This window comes from [Borrelia] tanukii, assembly GCF_030439725.2.
In the GTDB taxonomy this organism is placed as follows: Bacteria; Spirochaetota; Spirochaetia; order Borreliales; family Borreliaceae; genus Borreliella; species Borreliella tanukii.
The window spans coordinates 638,242-657,204 of sequence record NZ_CP124034.1 but is presented as its reverse complement, the minus strand read 5'-3'; the positions used below and the strand labels follow the sequence as shown (position 1 = coordinate 657,204).

Sequence of the window (18,963 nt, the reverse complement as noted above, 5' to 3'; positions counted from 1 at the left end):
TTGGAAAAAATAAAAGAAATAATTGTAGTCGAGGGAAAAGACGATCTTAAAAGAATAAAAGAATCTTTTAACTGCACAGTAATAGAAACAAAAGGATTTGCTTTAAAAATCGAAACTATTGAATTGCTAAAAAAAGCTTTAAAATACAAAGGAATAATAATTTTAACAGACAGCGATAAATCTGGAAATATTATTAGGCAAAGAATAGTCAAACATCTGGGAGAAAATAATAAAATCAAACATGCATATCTTAATACTAAAGATACCGAAGTTGAATCGGTAAATAAAACAGAAATAATAAAAATACTTAAAGAAGTTGGAACTTTATCTAAAGATAATCAAAAAGATTTATTATCATTAAACGATTTGCTAGAACTTGGCCTAATAGGAGAAAATTCGAAAGAAAATAGACAAAAAATACAAAAGCACCTTTGCTTGGGACATGGAAACAATAAAAAATTCTTAGAAAGACTTAATTACTTTAAAATAACAAAAATAGAATTAAAAAAACAATTAAGCCTAATTAACTCCCCCAGAAGGACTTGAACCTCCGACCTAGTGGTTAACAGCCACCCGCTCTACCACTGAGCTATAGGGGAAATTGAACACTATGAATATTATCTTAAATTTAAAAATTTTTGTCAATTATTTTCCAATATTTTTAAAATCCCATTAGCAAGAATTTTAGAATCTTGATCTCTAAGCTTAGAAGATCTAATAGACCAAGCTTCTTCCGGAAATGCCAAATTTCTAACTTCTATTAAAAGTTTAGTCATTACTATATTGTTTCTTAAAACATGGAGATTTTGACCCTTAACATAAGAACTTCTTTTCATTCCTTCTGTAATTTTTTCTGCTACAGACTTTGAATGAACATCATATTTTTTTTCGTCATCTTTTTGATAATAAAACCCCATACTCTTAGGCGCTCCAACACTATTATCCGCATGCAAACTAAAAAAGGCTATATCCTTATCTTTAATATTTTTATATTTACTAACAATGTTTTTAACAACGATCAATCTTTTTTTAAGGCCTGATGGAGTACCGTTTATCCAGGAATCAACAGTATCATTTTTATTTAGGTCATAATCATTATAAACCTCATTTTTAACATTAACAAAAGTATTGTTAGCCAAAACACTATTCCTAATTAAATGATCAGGAGCTAAAATAGTAAGCTCAACATTGGCCCCCTCTTCTTTAAGGTATACATAAAGCCTTAAAGCAATATCATACACATACTCATCTTCAACAACAAAAACTTCGTTTCCAAGACCGTCTCTAGACTTAACAATAGCTCCAGGATCAAGGCCCCCATGACCAGGATCAAGAATTATTAACTTATCTTTAAGTCTTGATCCTTTATTAAACCTAGAATTTACCAACTTTTCAAAACTTTTGAAAAGTTGAGTTGCCTTTTTATAAGAATTTAAAGGAGAATGCCAATCTTCTGAATAAAATTCACTTGGCTGACTTATCTTTTTTGGCCTATACCAATAATAAAAATCGCCAACAACCTCAAATATTGGTATTTTGGAATCTAAAATAACCAAAGAGCTAATATCAAAAAGAGCTTGATTAGCAGAAATCTCAAAAGTATTTAAATTTAGCTTTTTGCTTTTACTTGAGGGAAGATTAACTATTGTTTGGACTTTGTCAGAAGAACTAGCGCTAGAATCAACCTTGTTTTTAGATTTAATTGTAGAAGAATCAAATAAAAGTTTTTTATCAAAAATTTTCAATTTTTGATCGTGCATAATATTGTTACTGTTTAAATTATTCCAATTTTTAAGATCCTCAATTAAAACCCCGTAATGTCTGGCAATGCTATATAAAGTCTCACCTACAGTAACTGAATGATAAATAAACTGATTATTTATTTTTTTATCAATTTTTAAATCTCCCTCAACAGGCTTTTCCAAATCATTATTTACAATCTTTAAAACATTTAGCAACGAGCCTGCTTTAAGATTAATAGCCCGATTACCATTAAGAGCTACAAGATCCTTAGCAGTAACACCGTAAATATAGGCTATTCTACCAAGAGTTTCTCCTTTTTTAACATAATGAAAATTAACATTCTCAGTAGCTTTCTTTAAAAAAAGCTGTTGACCAATCTTTAATTTGTCATTATTTAGAAAATTAAATTTTAAAATATCCTTAGAGCTAATATCAAAATCTTGAGAAAGTTTTGAAAGTGAATCACCTTTCTTAACTACATAGGGCTTTAAAAAATCAGGTTCAGTTAATACAAGTTTCATTCCAACTTTAAGATCCTTGGAGCGCAAATCATTCCAAGCTATTATCTCTTCTTGACTTAGTCCAACAAGCTTTGAAACACTCTCAATAGTGTCACCCTCTTTGACAGTGTAAAAAATTACCCCTTTATTAACAGATTCTAGCGACCTAATAGAATGGTTGACCTTATGGGTAAGTTTTTGATCTAAATTAGAATCACTTGGAATAATTAATATTTGACCTACCCTAATATTGTCAACATCAAGTTTATTAATCCTTTTAAGATCTTTTACTTTAGCTTTATATTTAATTGCAATTGAAAAAAGAGTATCTCCTTTGACAACCTTATACTCAAAATCAGCATTAAGATTAACAGGACTTATTATTAAAAAATAAAATAATATAATAAGCTCTATAATTTGCAAAACACAAAAAGTTTTACTTTTCCTTAATGCCAATATTTTGAACAATGTAGTCATAAATTATCCAATAATAATCATATTTTTTGAAGAAAAAAGTATATCTTTTGGAAATATAAAAATGCCCATCGTCAAAATACAAATCAGCAATCACCTTACCCGCAGTATCAGAATAAGTTGTCTCAATAATAGAAAATTCATTTGGTGCTTTTGAAATATCTGAACTATTAGAATTCCACAAATATTCCTTATACTCTTTAACTACATTTTTATTAGGAACAGAAGATAACTTCTGCTTATAAAGGTATGCTTTACCTTTGTCATTTAATAACAAGCCTTCAATATCAAGATATAAAAAGAATTTTTCTTTTTCACCAAGCTGCAATGCCTTTAGTAAATATTTGACAATCTCGTCGGGAGACAGTTTTTTCTTTTTCAAGATATCTTGAATATCCTTATTTTCAGATAAATTAACAAGGTCTATACTACCCAAATTTTCATCAAAACTATCATTTAAAAAAAGCGTAATAATATTGGATTCTTTTTTCTTAGATGGATCTGAAATGTCTGGGAAAAAAATGCCCTTAACAAAATAAACTCCATCTTTACTGAACTTAACAAATTGATTTAAGTTAATAACCACAGAAAACTTTTCATTAGGTCTCAAGCTCATATTTCTAACAGGAATAGCAACATTCTTGGATCTCTTTTTAACATATTCAATAGGTCTTTTAACTTTAATATTGGTGGTATCAGTGACATCAAAATCAAAGCCAAAAGAATTAATATCGCCTATTTCTAAAGTTAAAACACTATCAGACACATTACTAAGAGAAACTTCAATAAAAACATTGCTATTGACACGATAAATAGATTGATTAAAAAACTTGATTTTAAAATCAAGGCCCTTATAATCTCCCTCCGCAAACAAAACAAAAGAAATATTCGTAAAAAAGATACAAAAAAGCAATTTTCTAATTTTCATAAGCTCCCCTCAAAACCTAACCACATTATATATAAAGAAAATAATAATACCTATAGTATATTATTATACTAAATTAATTAAACAAAAAGGTAAAAAATGAATATAGATGAAGAACTAACAACAATACTAAAAAACAATTCCAATTTAAAAAAAATGAAAGAATTTTTAGAACAAAATACATTTTTTTCATTAACAGGATATGAAGGATTTTTCAAAGCTTTTTTAATTAAAAAAATCAAAGAATATAGTAAAACCGGAAAAATAATATTAATAGTTAAAGACGAGAATACATTAGATAAAATTAAAAATGATTTAAAAGTAATTACAAATCAAATCTTTGAGCTTAACTATTTTAGCCCCCTTGTATACAAGGGCATTGGCTCAAAAAGTACAATTTTTAGCGAAAGAATCAAATTCTTGATAAATTTTTACAAAAAAAATCCTGGGGTATACATTACAGTCTTAAAATCATTGCTTAGTAAAATACCAGATAAAAATACATTACTAAAAAATATATATAAAATTGAAAAAAATACTAAGATTAATACATCAGACATTGAAAAAACTCTCATAACATTGGGATATGAAAAAACATTCAGAGTAACAATTCCAGGAGAATTTGCAATAAAAGGAGAAATTATAGACATATACCCTTTTGGGGAACAAACCCCAATAAAAATTGTACTAAACTTCGACAAAATAGAAGAAATAAGGAAATTCGATCCTTTAACCCAATTAAAACAAGACAATGAAATTTCAGAATTCCAAATTATTCCAAAAAAAGAAGTTATTTGGAACAATGAAGTTATTAACAACTTAAAAACAAAGATTAAATCTGTTGAATATAAAAAAATTTTTGAAGAATTGAATTTTAAAAAAGAAACAAAAACAGAAGAAATGTTTTATCCTCTAGTAGCAAATACTTACTTAAGTGATGAGATTGAAAAAAACACACCTATTGTAAACTTTGAAATTAACAATTTCGAAAAAGAAATTGAAAAAATACACCAAGAATATGAAAAGCTTTATAAAGAAGCAAAAGAAGCTGGCAAAAATATAATTGATCCAAAAATAATTCTCTTAAATTCTAAAACCTTCAATCTAAAAAGCGATGTTTTATTTTCAAAGATTAAAAGTTCTAAATCCAAAGAAGTTGTAGAATTTAAAATTGAAAGTGAGAGAAACTTTTTTTCAAATATTATGCTTGCAAAAGAAGAATTCAAAAACTGGCTAAAAAATGGATTTAAAATCATTATTGCAGCAGAATCTGAATCACAAAAAGAAAAACTTAAATATATTTTTAAAGACTTGCCAAAAGTATCAATTGAAGTTTTAAAAATATCTAGCTCTTTAATAATAGAAAAAGAAAAAATTGCCATTATTCTTGAATCAAACATCTTCAATACAGGGGAAAAAATAAACAAAACCTTTGAATCTTCAAAAACAAAAGCTATTGGCTCTTTTATTGAGATTGAAAAAAATAGCCATGTGGTTCACATAAACCATGGAATTGGTATATTCAGACAAATAAAGAGAATCAAAACAAGTTCTCTTGAAAAAGATTATATTGAGATTGAATACGCTGAAGGAGAAAAACTATTTATTCCAATTGAACAAACAAATTTAATCCAAAAATACATTGGGGGTAATCCTAAAAATATTAAATTAGATAAGATTAGTTCTAAAACATGGATAAAAAATAAAGCAAACGCAAAAAAAAGAATCGAAGAGATTGCAGACAAATTAATAGAGCTTTATTCAAAAAGAGAAAGCATTAAAGGTATTAAATACCCAAAAGATAACGACTTGCAATTGTTATTTGAATCTGAATTTCCATACGATGAAACTCCAGATCAAATAACAGTAATAAAAGAAATCAAAGAAGACATGATGAGTTTCAAAGTGATGGATCGCCTTCTTTGTGGAGATGTTGGATTTGGAAAAACTGAAGTCGCAATGAGGGCTGCGTTTAAAGCTGTAATGGGAAACAAACAGGTTATTGTACTTTCGCCAACAACTATCTTAGCAGAACAGCATTTCAATACATTCAAAAAAAGATTCAAAAATTTTCCAATCAAAATCGAAGTATTAAGCAGATTTATAAAAAATAACACGGAAAAACGGATTTTAAAAGAATTGAAAAACGGGGAAATTGATATAGTAATAGGAACACACAAAATTCTTTCAAAAAAATTCACCTGCAAAAATTTGGGATTAATAATAATTGACGAAGAGCAAAGATTTGGCGTAAAGGAAAAAGAAAAACTTAAAGAAATAAAAATTTCAGTTGATTGTCTTGCTCTTTCTGCAACACCAATTCCCAGATCTCTTCACATGTCACTAATTAAACTCAGAGATATTTCTGTTTTAAAAATTCCGCCTAAAAACAGAGTAAAAATAGAAGCTTATTTAGAGCCGTTTAGTGAACTTTTAATAAAACATGCAATTGAAAGTGAACTATCTCGAGATGGTCAAGTTTTTTTAGTAAATCATAATATTGAAGAACTGCATTATTTAAAAACACTAATTGAAAAATTAACTCCTTACGCAAGAATTGCAATAATTCATGGAAAACTTACAGGAGACGAGATTGAAAACATAATGCACAATTTTATTCAAAAAGCGTATCAAATTTTATTGGCAACAACAATAATTGAAAATGGAATAGACATTCCAAATGCAAATACAATAATAATTAACAATGCAAACAAGTTTGGGCTTGCACAGCTATATCAACTAAAAGGAAGAGTTGGGAGAGGATCCAAAAAAGCTTATGCTTATTTTTTGTACCAAGATAGCGAAAAGCTAAATGAACGCTCTATTGAAAGACTAAGAGCAATAACCGAATTTTCAGACCTAGGATCAGGATTTAAAATAGCAATGAAAGATATGGAAATAAGAGGTGTTGGAAATTTGCTTGGTAGAGAACAACATGGGGAAATTGAATCGATTGGATTGGACTGCTATTTAACAATGCTAAATAAAGCAATTGAAAAAAAAATGGGGAAAATCTCATCAGAAGAAGAAGTTGATATTGAAATTAACTATAGCGGTTTTATTCCTGACAATTATGCAAAAAATGAGCAAGCCAAAATACTAATCTACAAAAAAATCTTTGAAATTCAAACCGAAGAAGAAAGTAAAAAGATAAGAACGGAAATCCACAACAACTTTGGCCCAATACCTAAAGAAATAAATAGCCTGTTAATGTTGGCTGAACTTAAAATTTTAGCAAAAAAATTAAACATAAAAAAATTAAAAGAAACAAATAGAACTTTGGAAATAGAATATAAAAATACAGAAAGCATTCCTATGAACAAAATAATAGAAATAGTTCAAAAGCATCCTAACTTATTACTATTAAATCCATCGTATCAAAAATCAATATTTTTAAGCTTTAAAAATATTGAAAAATCTGACAAAATAAATTACATATATAAAAACATTAACTTACTAAAAACAAACACATAGCTTGTCAAACATAAAAGGAAAAAAAATGAAAATATTAATCATAAACACAGGAAGTTCTTCATTAAAATTTGCTATTTATCAATATGAAAATTCAAAAAAATTAATATCTGGAATTATTGAAAAAATAAAATTACCAAAATCAATCATAAAAATTATAAATACCGACGGATCAACAACAGAAAGATTTGAAAAAGGAATTGAAAATCACCAAAAAGCAATAGAGAAAATGTTTGAAATATTGTTAAATAGTAACTCAAAAATCATTAAAACTATTAGTGAGATTAAAATAATAGGACATCGAGTTGTACATGGAGGATCAAACTTTAAAAATTCAGTAATTCTTACAACTAGCATTTTAAATAAATTAAAACAAATTTCTGAACTTGCCCCACTTCACAACCCAAGCGCAATCACCGCAATAGAAGCGGTACTTAAAATTTTACCACGCACAAAACAAGTTTTATGCTTCGATACATCATGGCATCAGACTATAAAAGAACATGCTTTTCTTTACGCAACCCCATATTCTTGGTATAAAAAACACAATATTAAAAAATATGGCTTTCACGGCCTTTCTTATTCGTACATAACAAAAAGATCCTCAAAAATTTTAAATAAAAAAATAGACAATCTAAATTTAATAATATTACATCTTGGAAATGGAGCAAGCATCAATGCTGTTAAAGATGGAAAATCTTACGACACAAGTATGGGAATTACTCCACTTGAAGGCCTTGCAATGGGAACAAGAAGTGGTGATATAGACCCAGCAATTATTAATTTAATGAGCACAATATTAAATAAAACCACTAAACAAATTGAAGAAATATTAAATAAAGAAAGCGGTATACTAGGAATTTCTGGAAAATCAAATGACATGAGAGACATTTGGAACCAAATTGAAGAAGGAGAATATCAATCAAAACTTGCAGTAGAGATAATGACATATAGAATAAAAAAATATATTGGCTCTTACATTGCCATTCTTGATTTTAATATCGATGCAATAGTTTTTACAGGCGGGATTGGTATTGTCGATTATGGGGTAAGGAATCTTGCACTAAAAGGGTTTGAAAAAATTGGAATAGAGCTGGACCTTGAAAAAAATGAAATGGCTCAAAACAAAAATTTGGAATCCGAAATATCAACAACTAAGAGCAAAGTAAAAATACTAGTAATACCAACAAATGAAGAATCAACCATTCTTGAAGACATTTATAATTTAATTCCAAAAAATTTATGATTTTTAATTTAAAAACTAAATTTGATTTATTTATTAAAGCCATTTTAAATAGTTTTATATTTAACCGTCACAAAGTAAAGTTGCTTTTTTAACATTTTCCATTATTTGCCTTCCCTTTACCATTTCAAGAAGAGTAAAAGCAAATTCAAATGAAGTTCCAACTCCTTTAGAGGTAATAAAATTATTACTAATCACAACATTTTTATCTACAAACTCACCATCAAATACATTTTTTTCCAAACCTGGATAACATGTAAACTTATTGAATCCTAGAAGACCTTTAGCAGCAAGCACTACTACTGGAGAAGCACAAATAGCTGCAATAAACTTACCTTTAGCATTCATGTCTTTTAAAATCAAATCCAATTCTTTTGAATTAAAAAGATTGGTGGCTCCAGGCATGCCTCCTGGAAGAATTATTAAATCAAAACAACTCTCTTTACAATTTGATATTACATCATCTGTTAAAAAAGAAACACCTTTTGAACTTATCACGACATTATTATCATTTGCACTGATAACTTGAATATTAACATTGCCCCGTCTTAAAATATCAATTGGGACTATAGCCTCAATATCTTCAAAACCATTTGCAAGAATAATTCCAACTTCCATTAAAACTCCTAATGCTGATGGAGGGACTTGAACCCACGACAACTCGGATATGAGCCGAGTGCTCTAACCAACTGAGCTACATCAGCTTAAACTTTTATTAAGTGTATAAATTTCAATAATGCTTTGTCAATGTTATTATTAAAAAGCATTATTATAAAGTATAATACAAAATGATTTGCTAATAAACATAGATGCTAATATTAGCATTTATTATTCGTATGGTTAAATGAGAAGAAATTTTTATTTTATTGTCCTTTTTATAACTAACAACTGCTTCTCCATTGATTTTTGGGACACAATGGAAAGAGAAAAACTAATAAATGAAATGGTAAGCAAAATGCAAGACCATGAGCTACTAGGACAAATGTTCATGATAAGCTATCCCAATCAATCAATCACAAATTTTGTTCTTGATTTTATAAGTAAAAAAAACCTTGGGGGAATTAAAATCTTTGGATGGAATGCAAAAAATTTAAAAAACTTAACAGAAAGTATTAGTAAAGCTCAAAAAACATCTCAAAATAATAAATTTAAAATTCCTTTATTTGTAGCAACAGATCAAGAAGGAGGGTTGGCACAACACATAAAATCAAATACATCAGAGACAATTGGTAATCTTGGAATTGCAGCATCTCTGTCCCCAAAAGATTCTTATAACACGGGATATTATATAGCACAAGAACTAAGTCGGCTTGGAATAAATTTAAATTTTGCACCCATAGTAGATATATATAGTAACGAAAATAATTTCGCAATAGGGCCAAGAACATATTCAGATAATCCTAAAATAGTATCACTTCTTTCTCTGGCCTTTTACAAAGGACAAAAGCAAGGGGGAATAATTTCTACCGCAAAGCATTTCCCAGGACATGGCAATACTACTCTTGACTCTCATATAAGTATTCCAATAATAAATTCTAATTTTCTAGAAATAAACTTAAATGAACTTTTGCCATATAAAATATTAATCCAAGAAAACATTCCGGTAATAATGACAGGCCATCTAGCATATCCAAAGCTTACAAATGAAGAAAATATTCCTGCATCATCCTCAACAAAAATAATTAAAGATATACTGAGAAAGAAATTAAAATATAATAACATAATAATTACTGATGACTTATTAATGAACGCAGTAAAATACAATAATGAGAGTATTTACAATACAATTGAAAGAATAGTTAGAACCAAAAGTGACATTTTTTTAATATCTTTAAATGAAAATATACAAAAAAATGCTTACAACATGTTACTAAACTTAATGAAAAAAGATTCAGAAATAAAAAACAATATTATTGAATCTAATAAAAGAATATTAAGAATAAAATTGGCATACTTAAAAGAAAATAAAAATCAATCTGATCTTTATCCTAATTTCAATAAAGATGAGAAAATATATTCAAAAGAAGGTGAAAAATTTTTTGAACAAAATACATTAAGGAGTATTACAAAAGTAAGAATAGAAAAAGAAATATCTAAAACTAAAAAAACTCTTATAATATCTCCTTACTACAAAATGATTGTAGAAGGCAAAAAAATATTTCAAAATACATATGCTTATTATTACGACTATTATCCCCTAAACAGTATCAATCTTCAAAAACTTGATGAAATTAAAAAATTAATTAAAAAATTTGAGCAAGTCATCTTTAGTTTATCAACGCCTGGAAGCTTGAAATATTTAGAAAATTTAAAAGAATATAAAGACAAAATCAGTGTAGTTGTATCTCTTACGCCTCAGCATATTAAAAAATTAAATTGGATAAAAAACATAGTAATTATTTATGGGACAACGCCTCTGGCATTTAAGTCTGGATTTTTAACACTAACTAAAGACTTTGATCCAAAAGGAACCATCCCTTTAAGAAATATTATAAATAAATATTATCCTTAATGTATGCTAGCATTCGATTTTTTACAATATCTAGAGAACTTTGTTTAATTCTAAACCCACTAGCATTTTTATGCCCTCCACCTCCAAAATCTTCTGCCAATTTTCCAACATTAAAAGAATCTTTAGACCTAAGTCCAACTATAATCGAACCGTCTTCCATTTCCTTTAAAATACCTAAAACTTCATTATTCTCAACATTGCTTAAAATCATATAAAAAAGCTCATTAACCCCACTAATACTACCATCTTTGCTAGAACTAGAATAAGATAAAAATGTAAACAAAACCTTTCCATTCCAATAAGATTCAAGATTGTTTAACATTAACTTAAGAATTTCTATTGATTTTAGACTTTTGGTTATTTCTATATAACTGTAAACTTCTTTAAGGCTTATTCCTTTTGAAACCAATCTTGCAACCATTTCAAAAGGCTCTGGATCACTTCTTGAAATAAATTTAAAAAAACCAGTATCAGTACAAAATCCTACTAAAATATACCAAGCCTCTTCTTTTGTAATCTCATATCCAAATTCTCTTATCAATTTTTCAATTAAAAAAGTAGTAGAGGGTGCAAAAGGATCAATATAACTTGCACATTTTAATTTTTCACCAGACATATGATGATCGATTACTAAAATAGGCATATTCTTTACATAAAATATAAATTCATCACCTATCCTATCTAAAATCGAGCAATCTAAAATAATAACTGAATAATCTGAAAGCTCAATATTAGGCCATTCGGATAAAAATTTATCCCTAAAAGGAACTATTTCTTTTCTAACAAAAGGACCTTCATTTAATAAAATAGAATTTTTGCCAATTCTTGAGAGAAAAGATGATAAAGCTAAAGATGAACCTATGCAATCAAAATCAGGATCTTTGTGCCCAATAATAATGAAATTATTGTATTTTTTAATAAAATTAATAACATCTCTCATAATAAAGTGCGCGAACCTTCCGCAAAACAAATTTTTGGCTTGCTTTACATTGACTATATTACAATATTTCAATAAAATAAGCCACAAGAGCTAGTAAAATATAATATACGGGGGTAATTTTGAAAAAACCAAAACAAGAAGATATCGAGAAAGCATTTTATATGGCAGAAAAAGCAAGAAACAATTCATATTCTCCATATTCAAAATTCAAAGTAGGCGCCTGCATTAAGACTAAAACAAACGATTTTTTTATTGGAACAAATGTTGAGAATGCAAGCTTTGGAGCAACTTGTTGCGCAGAAAGAAGTGCGATTTTAAATATGATTGCAAAAATTGGCGTACAAGAAATAGATTTTTTATTACTTAATACAAGTCCTGAAGCTATTCCATGTGCTATATGCCTGCAAGTAATGGCAGAATTTTTTGATCAAGATACAAAAATAATAACAACAGAATCTAACTCATTTAATGAAAACAAAAAACCAATAAAAATTTATACATTAAAAGATTTGCTTAAAGAGCCTTTTAATAGAAAAGAGCTGCTTAGAGTAACAGCAACATAATCACAGCCTATAAAAATTAAATTAATCTAATATCTTCAGAGAAACTACAGCACTTGCAAGCCTATTTAATTTATCGCTTTCAAGAGTATTAGCAGATAAATCAAATACATTTAAAATAAGTTTTTTTTCATCAAAATTAAAATTATATTCCAAATCATCAAATAATAAAAAATCAATAATTGGGACAAATTTTTCTACAAAGCTGTATAAACTATTATTAAGATCATAAGATTCATAATAATAATTGAATACATCCTCTAATGACTTCCTGTCAAACTGTTTTAAAATCTCACAAAAAATATTTTTAATATTATCAATTAAGCTGTGCAAATTATTATTTAAAATAATTTTTTTACATTTTTTCACAAAAAAATCCGATTGCTTCATAAAATATTCCTTACTTTTGTCTTAATAAACCAAGATTGAACTTGAATTTAATAATTGGTAAAATGTAGCATTAATGTCTACATTAATAAAATTATGCAACAACTAGGAGAATGTTACAATTATGGTTAAGGTAATAAACTTAAAAAACATCCATAAATTTGCCTATTTAAAACTGGATTCTTTAAAAAAAGAAGATATCTGCATCGTTTATCTTGAAAACAATTCAAGATTAATTGCAAATTTTAAAGCAAAAGTAACAGCTGATCAAATTGAAATAATTCATTTTTATATTGATGATAATTTTAAATCAGAAGGCATAGAAAGAATAATGATTAGTAATTTAATTCACTACGGCAAAAAAAATAAATTTAAAACAATTTCATGCAAAATTACTGAAATACAAGAAGAGCTTTTAAGCTTAGGATTTGAAAATAAAGATTATCAATATGAAAAAGAATTAGCATCTGAAATAGAAGAAGATAAATTTGTAATGGGAATAGGAATAATCTCTATATTCACCGAAGTGGCATCAATATCCTCTAAGCTTACTGTTGGAATACTTTTTAACTCATTTGCGCTTATTGCTGATGCTTTCCACGTCATGGCCGACTTTGTTTTATCTACAATAACTTACTTTAGTTTAAAAATCACAAGCAAACCTGAAACTATCCATTACCCTCATGGACACAAATTAATGGAAAGCTTAATAGCTTTTATCATGGGAATAATCATAGTTATGGCGGGATTTACACTATTTTTAAATACAACCGGATTAAATAAATTCATCACTCTTGGGGGAGAGTCAGGATTTAATCTACACATACACCAAAACAAAAATAAAAATGATAATATACATGACCACTCGCACAATCACAATCACGACCACAACCACGATCACCCACACAACCACAGAGAAGAAGATAAAAAAAATATACTAGAAATATTTTCAAATAAATCCCTTAAAAAAAGCTTGTGGATACCAATGACCCCATTCATTTTTTTTATAGTGAAAATAATAGAATATTTGACAAAATTTCAAATAGGGAAAAGATACAACAACCAACTTCTCTTAGCATTAGCTTCGGCTGATAAAAACTGTATATTCTCGCATGGTGGGATTACATTAAGCTTACTACTTGCAACTTACATGTGGAGTGGCTTTGACAAAATTATGTCTATATTCATTGGCTTTATAATAATAAAAGAGGGACTTAACGTAATAATAAATAACGCAAACAATTTGCTCTCAAAACAAAATATAGATCTTAAAAGAAGCGTAAAAGACACCTTAAAAAATTTACATATAAACTTTAAAACACTCAATTTTCACAATCAAGGTAACAAACTTGTGCTTTACATAAAAATAAATTTGAATTCAGAAAATGAGTTTCAAAGTTTTATAAATAAAACACAAAATATTAGAAAAATTGTAAAACAAGAATATAAAGAAATAAATGATATATATTTCTTGGTCTAATTAAATTAATAACAAACAAATAATTGACACTTATAATAAAGTTGTGTTAACATTTTATACTGTAAGACGCAGGGTAGAGCAGTTGGTAGCTCGTCGGGCTCATAACCCGAAGGTCATAGGTTCGAGTCCTATCCCTGCTATATTTTATTTTTAATATGTGAGGAATTGATGAATAGAAAACAAATAGCTAAAGGCAAGCTGGTAAGGAGATTTGGTATTAATATTTTTGAACAACCAAAATATGACAAAATACTTAAAAAAAAACCACATCCTCCCGGAATGCATGGAAAAGCCAGAAAAGCTAAAATCACAGAATATGGAAAACAATTGATAGAAAAACAAAAGATAAAGTTTACTTATGGTGTAAGTGAACGGCAGTTAACCAACACTTTTAAAGAAGCAAGAAAACATCACGGTGTTACCGGAGATAACTTACTCTCAATACTTGAGAGAAGAATTGACAATATTGTATATAGGGCTGGATTTGCCATCTCAAGAGCACACGCAAGACAAATAGTTTCTCATGGTATTATTATATTAAATGGAAGAAGAGTTACAATTCCTTCAATCATATTAAGAGCAAATGATCAAATTCAAATAAAAGAAAAAGACAGTCTCAAGAAATTAATAAGATCAAATATAGAAAAAACTTCATCTCTTAGAAATTTACCAACTTGGATAGAAGTAAACGCTGATGATTTAAACATAAAAGTAAAGCATGCTCCATCAAGAGACGAGATACCTACACTTGCTAATGAGCAAATGGTTGTAGAGTATTATTCTAAGAGAGCATAACATACCTTTTATTTCTGTATTGTAAAATAAACAAAAAGTGGCCAATTAAAGCCACTTTTTTATTTACCCTTTTTTTTACCCTTTAAAAAATTTTTTCCTAAATTACTTTTAGCAAAGCAAGAAAAACTGTTATTCTTTTTTAAGCTTTTGGTATACGGCTGCGCACTAAAAGACGCCCTGCTCCCTGAAGGTTTTCTAACTCCATCTTTCATATATCTACTCCTAAAATATAAATTTAAATATTTAATTATTTAAATTTTTAAATAATATTCAAATAATCAAAAACTTCTTCCAAATTAGAAACAAACTTAACATCTATATTATCCTTAACTTCTTCTGGAAGTTTAAAATAATCTTTTTCATTGTCTTTGGGTAAAATAACTTTGTTTATGCCATTTCTATAGGCTGCTAAAACTTTTTCTTTAATTCCGCCCACAGGAAGAACAAAACCTTTTAAAGTTACCTCACCGGTCATTGCAAGATCCAAAGGAACTTTTTTGTCAGACAGTATTGAAGCAATTGCTGTTGCAATGGTAATACCTGCAGAAGGTCCATCTTTTGGTGTTGCTCCTTCTGGAAAGTGTAAATGAATTTCGGGACTTTCTTTTACGTCAAAATTAAGCTTAGAAGAATAAGTTTTAACTATAGAATATGCAAGCTGTGCACTCTCTTTCATAATAGCCCCAAGACTACCTGTTAGAATAATGTCTCCTTTTTTCTCAAACTTAGTTGCCTCAACAGGAAGAACTGTACCACCATAATTTGTCCAAGCAAGTCCATAAACAAATCCAGAAGAGTCAATTTTAATTAAATCCAAATTATACTCAGTATCAACGTAATTATAATAATTATTAATATTAATTATTTTATAAATACCTGGAATATCAGGATCATGAGTAAAAAGCGAATTATTTCCATGCATCAAAGAACTTGGTGAATAAAAATTGCCTTTGATGATTTGATCTTTAGAATACTCATAAAGCAACTCCCTTACAAGTTTTCTAATCAAGTTAGTTAAAACTCTCTTTAGACCCCTTACACCTGATTCCATAGTATAGTTTCTAATTAAATTAAAAATAACATCATCTTCTATTCTTATATAAACTTTGTCTAAAAAGCTCTCTTTAATTATACTTGGAATCAAAAAAATCTTAGCAATTTCTAACTTTTCAATATAAGAATAACCCTCAACTTTAATTATTTCCATTCTATCAAGAAGTGGCTTTGACATGCCATGAAGAGAATTGGCTGTTGTAACAAATAAAACATTAGAAAGATCATAAGGAATTTCTAAATAATGATCTATAAATTTATAATTTTGCTCGGGATCTAAAACTTCTAAAAGAGCAGATTCGGGATTCCCCTTGTAACTATTATTAATTTTATCTATTTCATCAAGAAGAATAACAGGATTAGACTTGCCCGATCTTTTCATTGCACTAATAAAAACACCTGGAAGAGAACCAACATAAGTTCTTCTGTGTCCTCTAATTTCTGCCTCATCTCTTAAGCCACCAAGAGATATTTTAACAAATTCTCTAGAAAGAGATCTTGCAACAGATTCTACAAGAGATGTTTTCCCAATACCAGGAGGCCCTACAAGACATAAAATAGGAGCTTTAACCTTGGAATTAATTTGATAAACAGCTAAAAAATTTATTATCTTTTCTTTTGCTTCATCCATACCATAATGAGAATTTCTTAAGATAAACTCAATCTCGCTTAAATGATTTTTCATAACAGTATTTTCATTCCAAGGAAGATCCAATATTAATTCTATATAACTTCTAATAATATTAGCATCAGGAGAATTCGTCTGCATTTTAGATAATCTAGAAATTTCTTTTTCAATCTTAGATTTAACATCTTCTGGAATATTTTTAGAATTTAGTCTGTCAATATAATCATTTTCATCTTTACCTAATCTTTTTTGTATCTCTTTAACTTGCTCAGAAAGAAAATAATCCCTTTGCCCCTTATCCAACTTAGCTCTAACCTTAGAATTAATATCTTTTTTGAGATCTAAAAGGTCAATTTCAATGTTTAAATTAACAATTAACTTTTCTATTCTGGTTTTAACATTTAACTCTTGCAAAAGCTCCAATTTTATACTATTTTCCAAATTTGAATTAGAGGCTATAATGTCGACAAGTTTACCTGGATTCTCGAAATAATTAATTGGCTCATTATCACTATCATAAGATTTTAAAGATAAGGAATTTCTATAAACTTCGTAAGTTTCTTTTAAAAATTTAGAGTAAGCAAAAAGCTCTCTGTTTAATCCATCAGCATCAGGCACAAAAGTAACTTTGGCTCTCAGATAATCATTTTTTTTTGAAACGCTGCCTATAAGGACTCTGCTTTGACACTCGACCAAAACCTTTATTACGTCTTTACTGACCTTTATAACCTGGATAAGTTTAGAATAAGTGCCTACAGAACATAGGTTCTTTACCCCTTCTCTACTAGATTCATCATAATTAGATTCATTTGGATAAGCAAAAAGAATAAGTCTTTCCTCTAACATAGATTGAGCTATGGAATTGATTACATATTCATTATCAAAAGTTACCCAAAGTGTTATATTTGGGAAAAGAACATTTTCTTTTAAAATAACAATTGGAAGATCTTCTTTTTTATTTTTTATCATATTTAAGATTGATTTCATATAACTCTTTTGCCCAAGGTTTCTTAGTTGCATTTCCCACCAAAATTAATGGGTTAATATCTGCATTTAAAACAGATTCTTTTGTAACAACAACCTTCTTAGTCCTACTAATCGAAGGAACCTCAAACATAACATCTTTAAGAAGACCCTCTAAAATAGACCTAAGACCTCTTGCTCCAGTATTTTTTAGAATAGCTTCATCTACAATTGATTCTAAAGCATCTTTTTCAAATACTAATTCAACATTATCCATTTTAAACATATGATAATACTGCTTAACAATAGAATTTTGGGGATCAACTAATATTCTCATCAAATCTTCTTTATTTAATTTTTCAAGATACGAATGTACAGGAAGTCTACCAACAAATTCTGGTATCAAACCAAATTTAATCAAATCTTCCATTTCTAAATACTTTAATGAAGTATCCTCTCTTATATTCTTTTTTTCAATTGCTGAAAACCCAATAGAACTCTTATTTATTCGATTCTTAACAATATTTTCAAGTCCAACAAAAGCACCACCACATATAAAGAGTATGTTTTGAGTATTAATTTCAATAGTATCCTCATAAGGATGTTTTCTACCACCTCTTGGGGGAACATTAGCAATAGTACCCTCAATTATCTTTAACAAAGCCTGTTGAACTCCTTCTCCAGAAACATCTCTTGTTATTGAAACATTTTCATTTTTTTTAGCAATTTTATCTATTTCATCTATATAAATTATCCCTTTCTCGGCTAAACTAACATCTCCATGAGCAGCATGTATTAATTTAAGCAAAATATTTTCTACATCTTCACCAACATATCCAGCTTCTGTCAAAGTTGTAGCATCTGCTATTGCAAATGGCACATTCATCTCTGCAGCCAATGTTTTTGCAAGCAAAGTTTTACCACTGCCCGTTGGCCCAACCAAAAGTATATTGGATTTTTCAATCTCAATGCCATCATCATATTTATTATTTTTCAATATTCTCTTATAATGATTATAAACAGCCACAGATAAAACTTTTTTTGCATCTTCTTGCCCAACAACATGCATATCTAAATGATCTTTAAGTTGTTTGGGGGTTGGTAAACCATTAGACTTAGAATCTAGTGGCTTACACAACTTTTCCTTAAAAAGATTGTGACATATTTTAGAACATTCAGGACAAATTGCTACTCCATTAGATATAACAACATTACCCCCGAGCTCAGCAACACTAAGCCCACAAAAAGAACACTCTTTTACTTTTTGACCTTTTACTCTTGCCATAAAA

The 18,963-nt window shown here is 28.4% G+C and carries 15 protein-coding genes and 3 tRNA genes; 8 read left to right on the top strand and 10 right to left on the bottom strand.

What is annotated here, in order from left to right; translation table 11 throughout:
- The gene (gene rnmV / locus QIA27_RS03675; protein WP_301353946.1) at positions 1-546 is read left to right on the top strand and encodes a ribonuclease M5; all 546 of its coding nucleotides are present in this window, start codon (positions 1-3) and stop codon (positions 544-546) included.
- Here rnmV and QIA27_RS03670 read toward each other — a convergent pair.
- The 3 genes from QIA27_RS03670 to QIA27_RS03660 form a co-directional block, all read right to left on the bottom strand.
- A tRNA-Asn gene (locus QIA27_RS03670) sits at positions 528-599 on the bottom strand. The genes rnmV and QIA27_RS03670 overlap by 19 nt on opposite strands.
- Before the next feature lie 42 nt (positions 600-641).
- Positions 642-2,720 (bottom strand): LysM peptidoglycan-binding domain-containing protein, encoded by a 2,079-nt coding sequence (locus tag QIA27_RS03665; RefSeq protein WP_301403619.1) that lies wholly within the window; start codon positions 2,718-2,720, stop codon positions 642-644.
- Positions 2,680-3,645, bottom strand: coding sequence for a hypothetical protein (locus tag QIA27_RS03660; protein WP_301353943.1), 966 nt, complete (start codon positions 3,643-3,645; stop codon positions 2,680-2,682). The genes QIA27_RS03665 and QIA27_RS03660 overlap by 41 nt, the downstream gene beginning before the upstream one ends.
- Before the next feature lie 96 nt (positions 3,646-3,741).
- On the opposite strand from QIA27_RS03660, the gene mfd reads away from it, so the two are divergent.
- Both mfd and QIA27_RS03650 read left to right on the top strand, forming a co-directional pair.
- On the top strand, positions 3,742-7,116 hold the full coding sequence (mfd, locus tag QIA27_RS03655; protein WP_301386471.1) for a transcription-repair coupling factor: 3,375 nt from the start codon (positions 3,742-3,744) through the stop codon (positions 7,114-7,116).
- Positions 7,117-7,141: 25 nt separating this feature from the next.
- Positions 7,142-8,359, top strand: a complete 1,218-nt coding sequence (locus tag QIA27_RS03650) for an acetate kinase (protein WP_301353940.1) — start codon at positions 7,142-7,144, stop codon at positions 8,357-8,359.
- A 60-nt stretch (positions 8,360-8,419) separates the two neighbouring features.
- Here QIA27_RS03650 and QIA27_RS03645 read toward each other — a convergent pair whose 3' ends face one another.
- Both QIA27_RS03645 and QIA27_RS03640 read right to left on the bottom strand, forming a co-directional pair.
- The gene (locus QIA27_RS03645) at positions 8,420-8,974 is read right to left on the bottom strand and encodes a DJ-1 family glyoxalase III (RefSeq protein ID WP_301353939.1); all 555 of its coding nucleotides are present in this window, start codon (positions 8,972-8,974) and stop codon (positions 8,420-8,422) included.
- A gap of 12 nt (positions 8,975-8,986) precedes the next feature.
- A tRNA-Met gene (locus QIA27_RS03640) sits at positions 8,987-9,060 on the bottom strand.
- Between the two features lie 212 nt (positions 9,061-9,272).
- Between QIA27_RS03640 and QIA27_RS03635 the strand changes: the two genes are divergently transcribed.
- Positions 9,273-10,868: a glycoside hydrolase family 3 N-terminal domain-containing protein gene (locus tag QIA27_RS03635; RefSeq protein WP_301353937.1), complete on the top strand. Its 1,596-nt coding sequence runs from the start codon at positions 9,273-9,275 to the stop codon at positions 10,866-10,868.
- Here QIA27_RS03635 and QIA27_RS03630 read toward each other — a convergent pair.
- Positions 10,846-11,808 carry a DHH family phosphoesterase gene (locus tag QIA27_RS03630; RefSeq protein ID WP_301353935.1) on the bottom strand — a complete coding sequence of 321 codons (963 nt, stop codon included), beginning with the start codon at positions 11,806-11,808 and terminating at the stop codon, positions 10,846-10,848. The two genes, QIA27_RS03635 and QIA27_RS03630, sit on opposite strands and share 23 nt — an antisense overlap.
- Before the next feature lie 119 nt (positions 11,809-11,927).
- Here QIA27_RS03630 and cdd point away from each other — a divergent pair, with 119 nt between their 5' ends.
- The gene (cdd, locus tag QIA27_RS03625) at positions 11,928-12,371 is read left to right on the top strand and encodes a cytidine deaminase (protein ID WP_301386469.1); all 444 of its coding nucleotides are present in this window, start codon (positions 11,928-11,930) and stop codon (positions 12,369-12,371) included.
- Between the two features lie 21 nt (positions 12,372-12,392).
- Here cdd and QIA27_RS03620 read toward each other — a convergent pair whose 3' ends face one another.
- Complete coding sequence (locus QIA27_RS03620; protein ID WP_301403618.1) at positions 12,393-12,758, bottom strand: hypothetical protein; 366 nt, start codon at positions 12,756-12,758, stop codon at positions 12,393-12,395.
- Positions 12,759-12,879: 121 nt separating this feature from the next.
- Between QIA27_RS03620 and QIA27_RS03615 the strand changes: the two genes are divergently transcribed.
- From QIA27_RS03615 to rpsD, 3 genes are all read left to right on the top strand, one after another.
- Positions 12,880-14,235 carry a cation diffusion facilitator family transporter gene (locus QIA27_RS03615; protein ID WP_301403617.1) on the top strand — a complete coding sequence of 452 codons (1,356 nt, stop codon included), beginning with the start codon at positions 12,880-12,882 and terminating at the stop codon, positions 14,233-14,235.
- 67 nt (positions 14,236-14,302) lie between these two features.
- Positions 14,303-14,375, top strand: a tRNA-Met gene (locus QIA27_RS03610).
- A gap of 28 nt (positions 14,376-14,403) precedes the next feature.
- A complete protein-coding gene (gene rpsD / locus QIA27_RS03605; protein ID WP_301353926.1) occupies positions 14,404-15,030 on the top strand; it encodes a 30S ribosomal protein S4 in 627 nt (208 codons plus the stop codon).
- Between the two features lie 59 nt (positions 15,031-15,089).
- Here rpsD and QIA27_RS03600 read toward each other — a convergent pair whose 3' ends face one another.
- The 3 genes from QIA27_RS03600 to clpX are packed head-to-tail and all read right to left on the bottom strand — an operon-like array spanning position 15,090 to position 18,959.
- Positions 15,090-15,242, bottom strand: coding sequence for a hypothetical protein (locus QIA27_RS03600; RefSeq protein WP_301353923.1), 153 nt, complete (start codon positions 15,240-15,242; stop codon positions 15,090-15,092).
- 47 nt (positions 15,243-15,289) lie between these two features.
- Positions 15,290-17,680, bottom strand: coding sequence for an endopeptidase La (gene lon / locus QIA27_RS03595; RefSeq protein ID WP_301386616.1), 2,391 nt, complete (start codon positions 17,678-17,680; stop codon positions 15,290-15,292).
- The gene (gene clpX / locus QIA27_RS03590; RefSeq protein WP_301353922.1) at positions 17,667-18,959 is read right to left on the bottom strand and encodes an ATP-dependent protease ATP-binding subunit ClpX; all 1,293 of its coding nucleotides are present in this window, start codon (positions 18,957-18,959) and stop codon (positions 17,667-17,669) included. The genes lon and clpX overlap by 14 nt, the downstream gene beginning before the upstream one ends.
- Positions 18,960-18,963 lie beyond the last annotated feature (4 nt).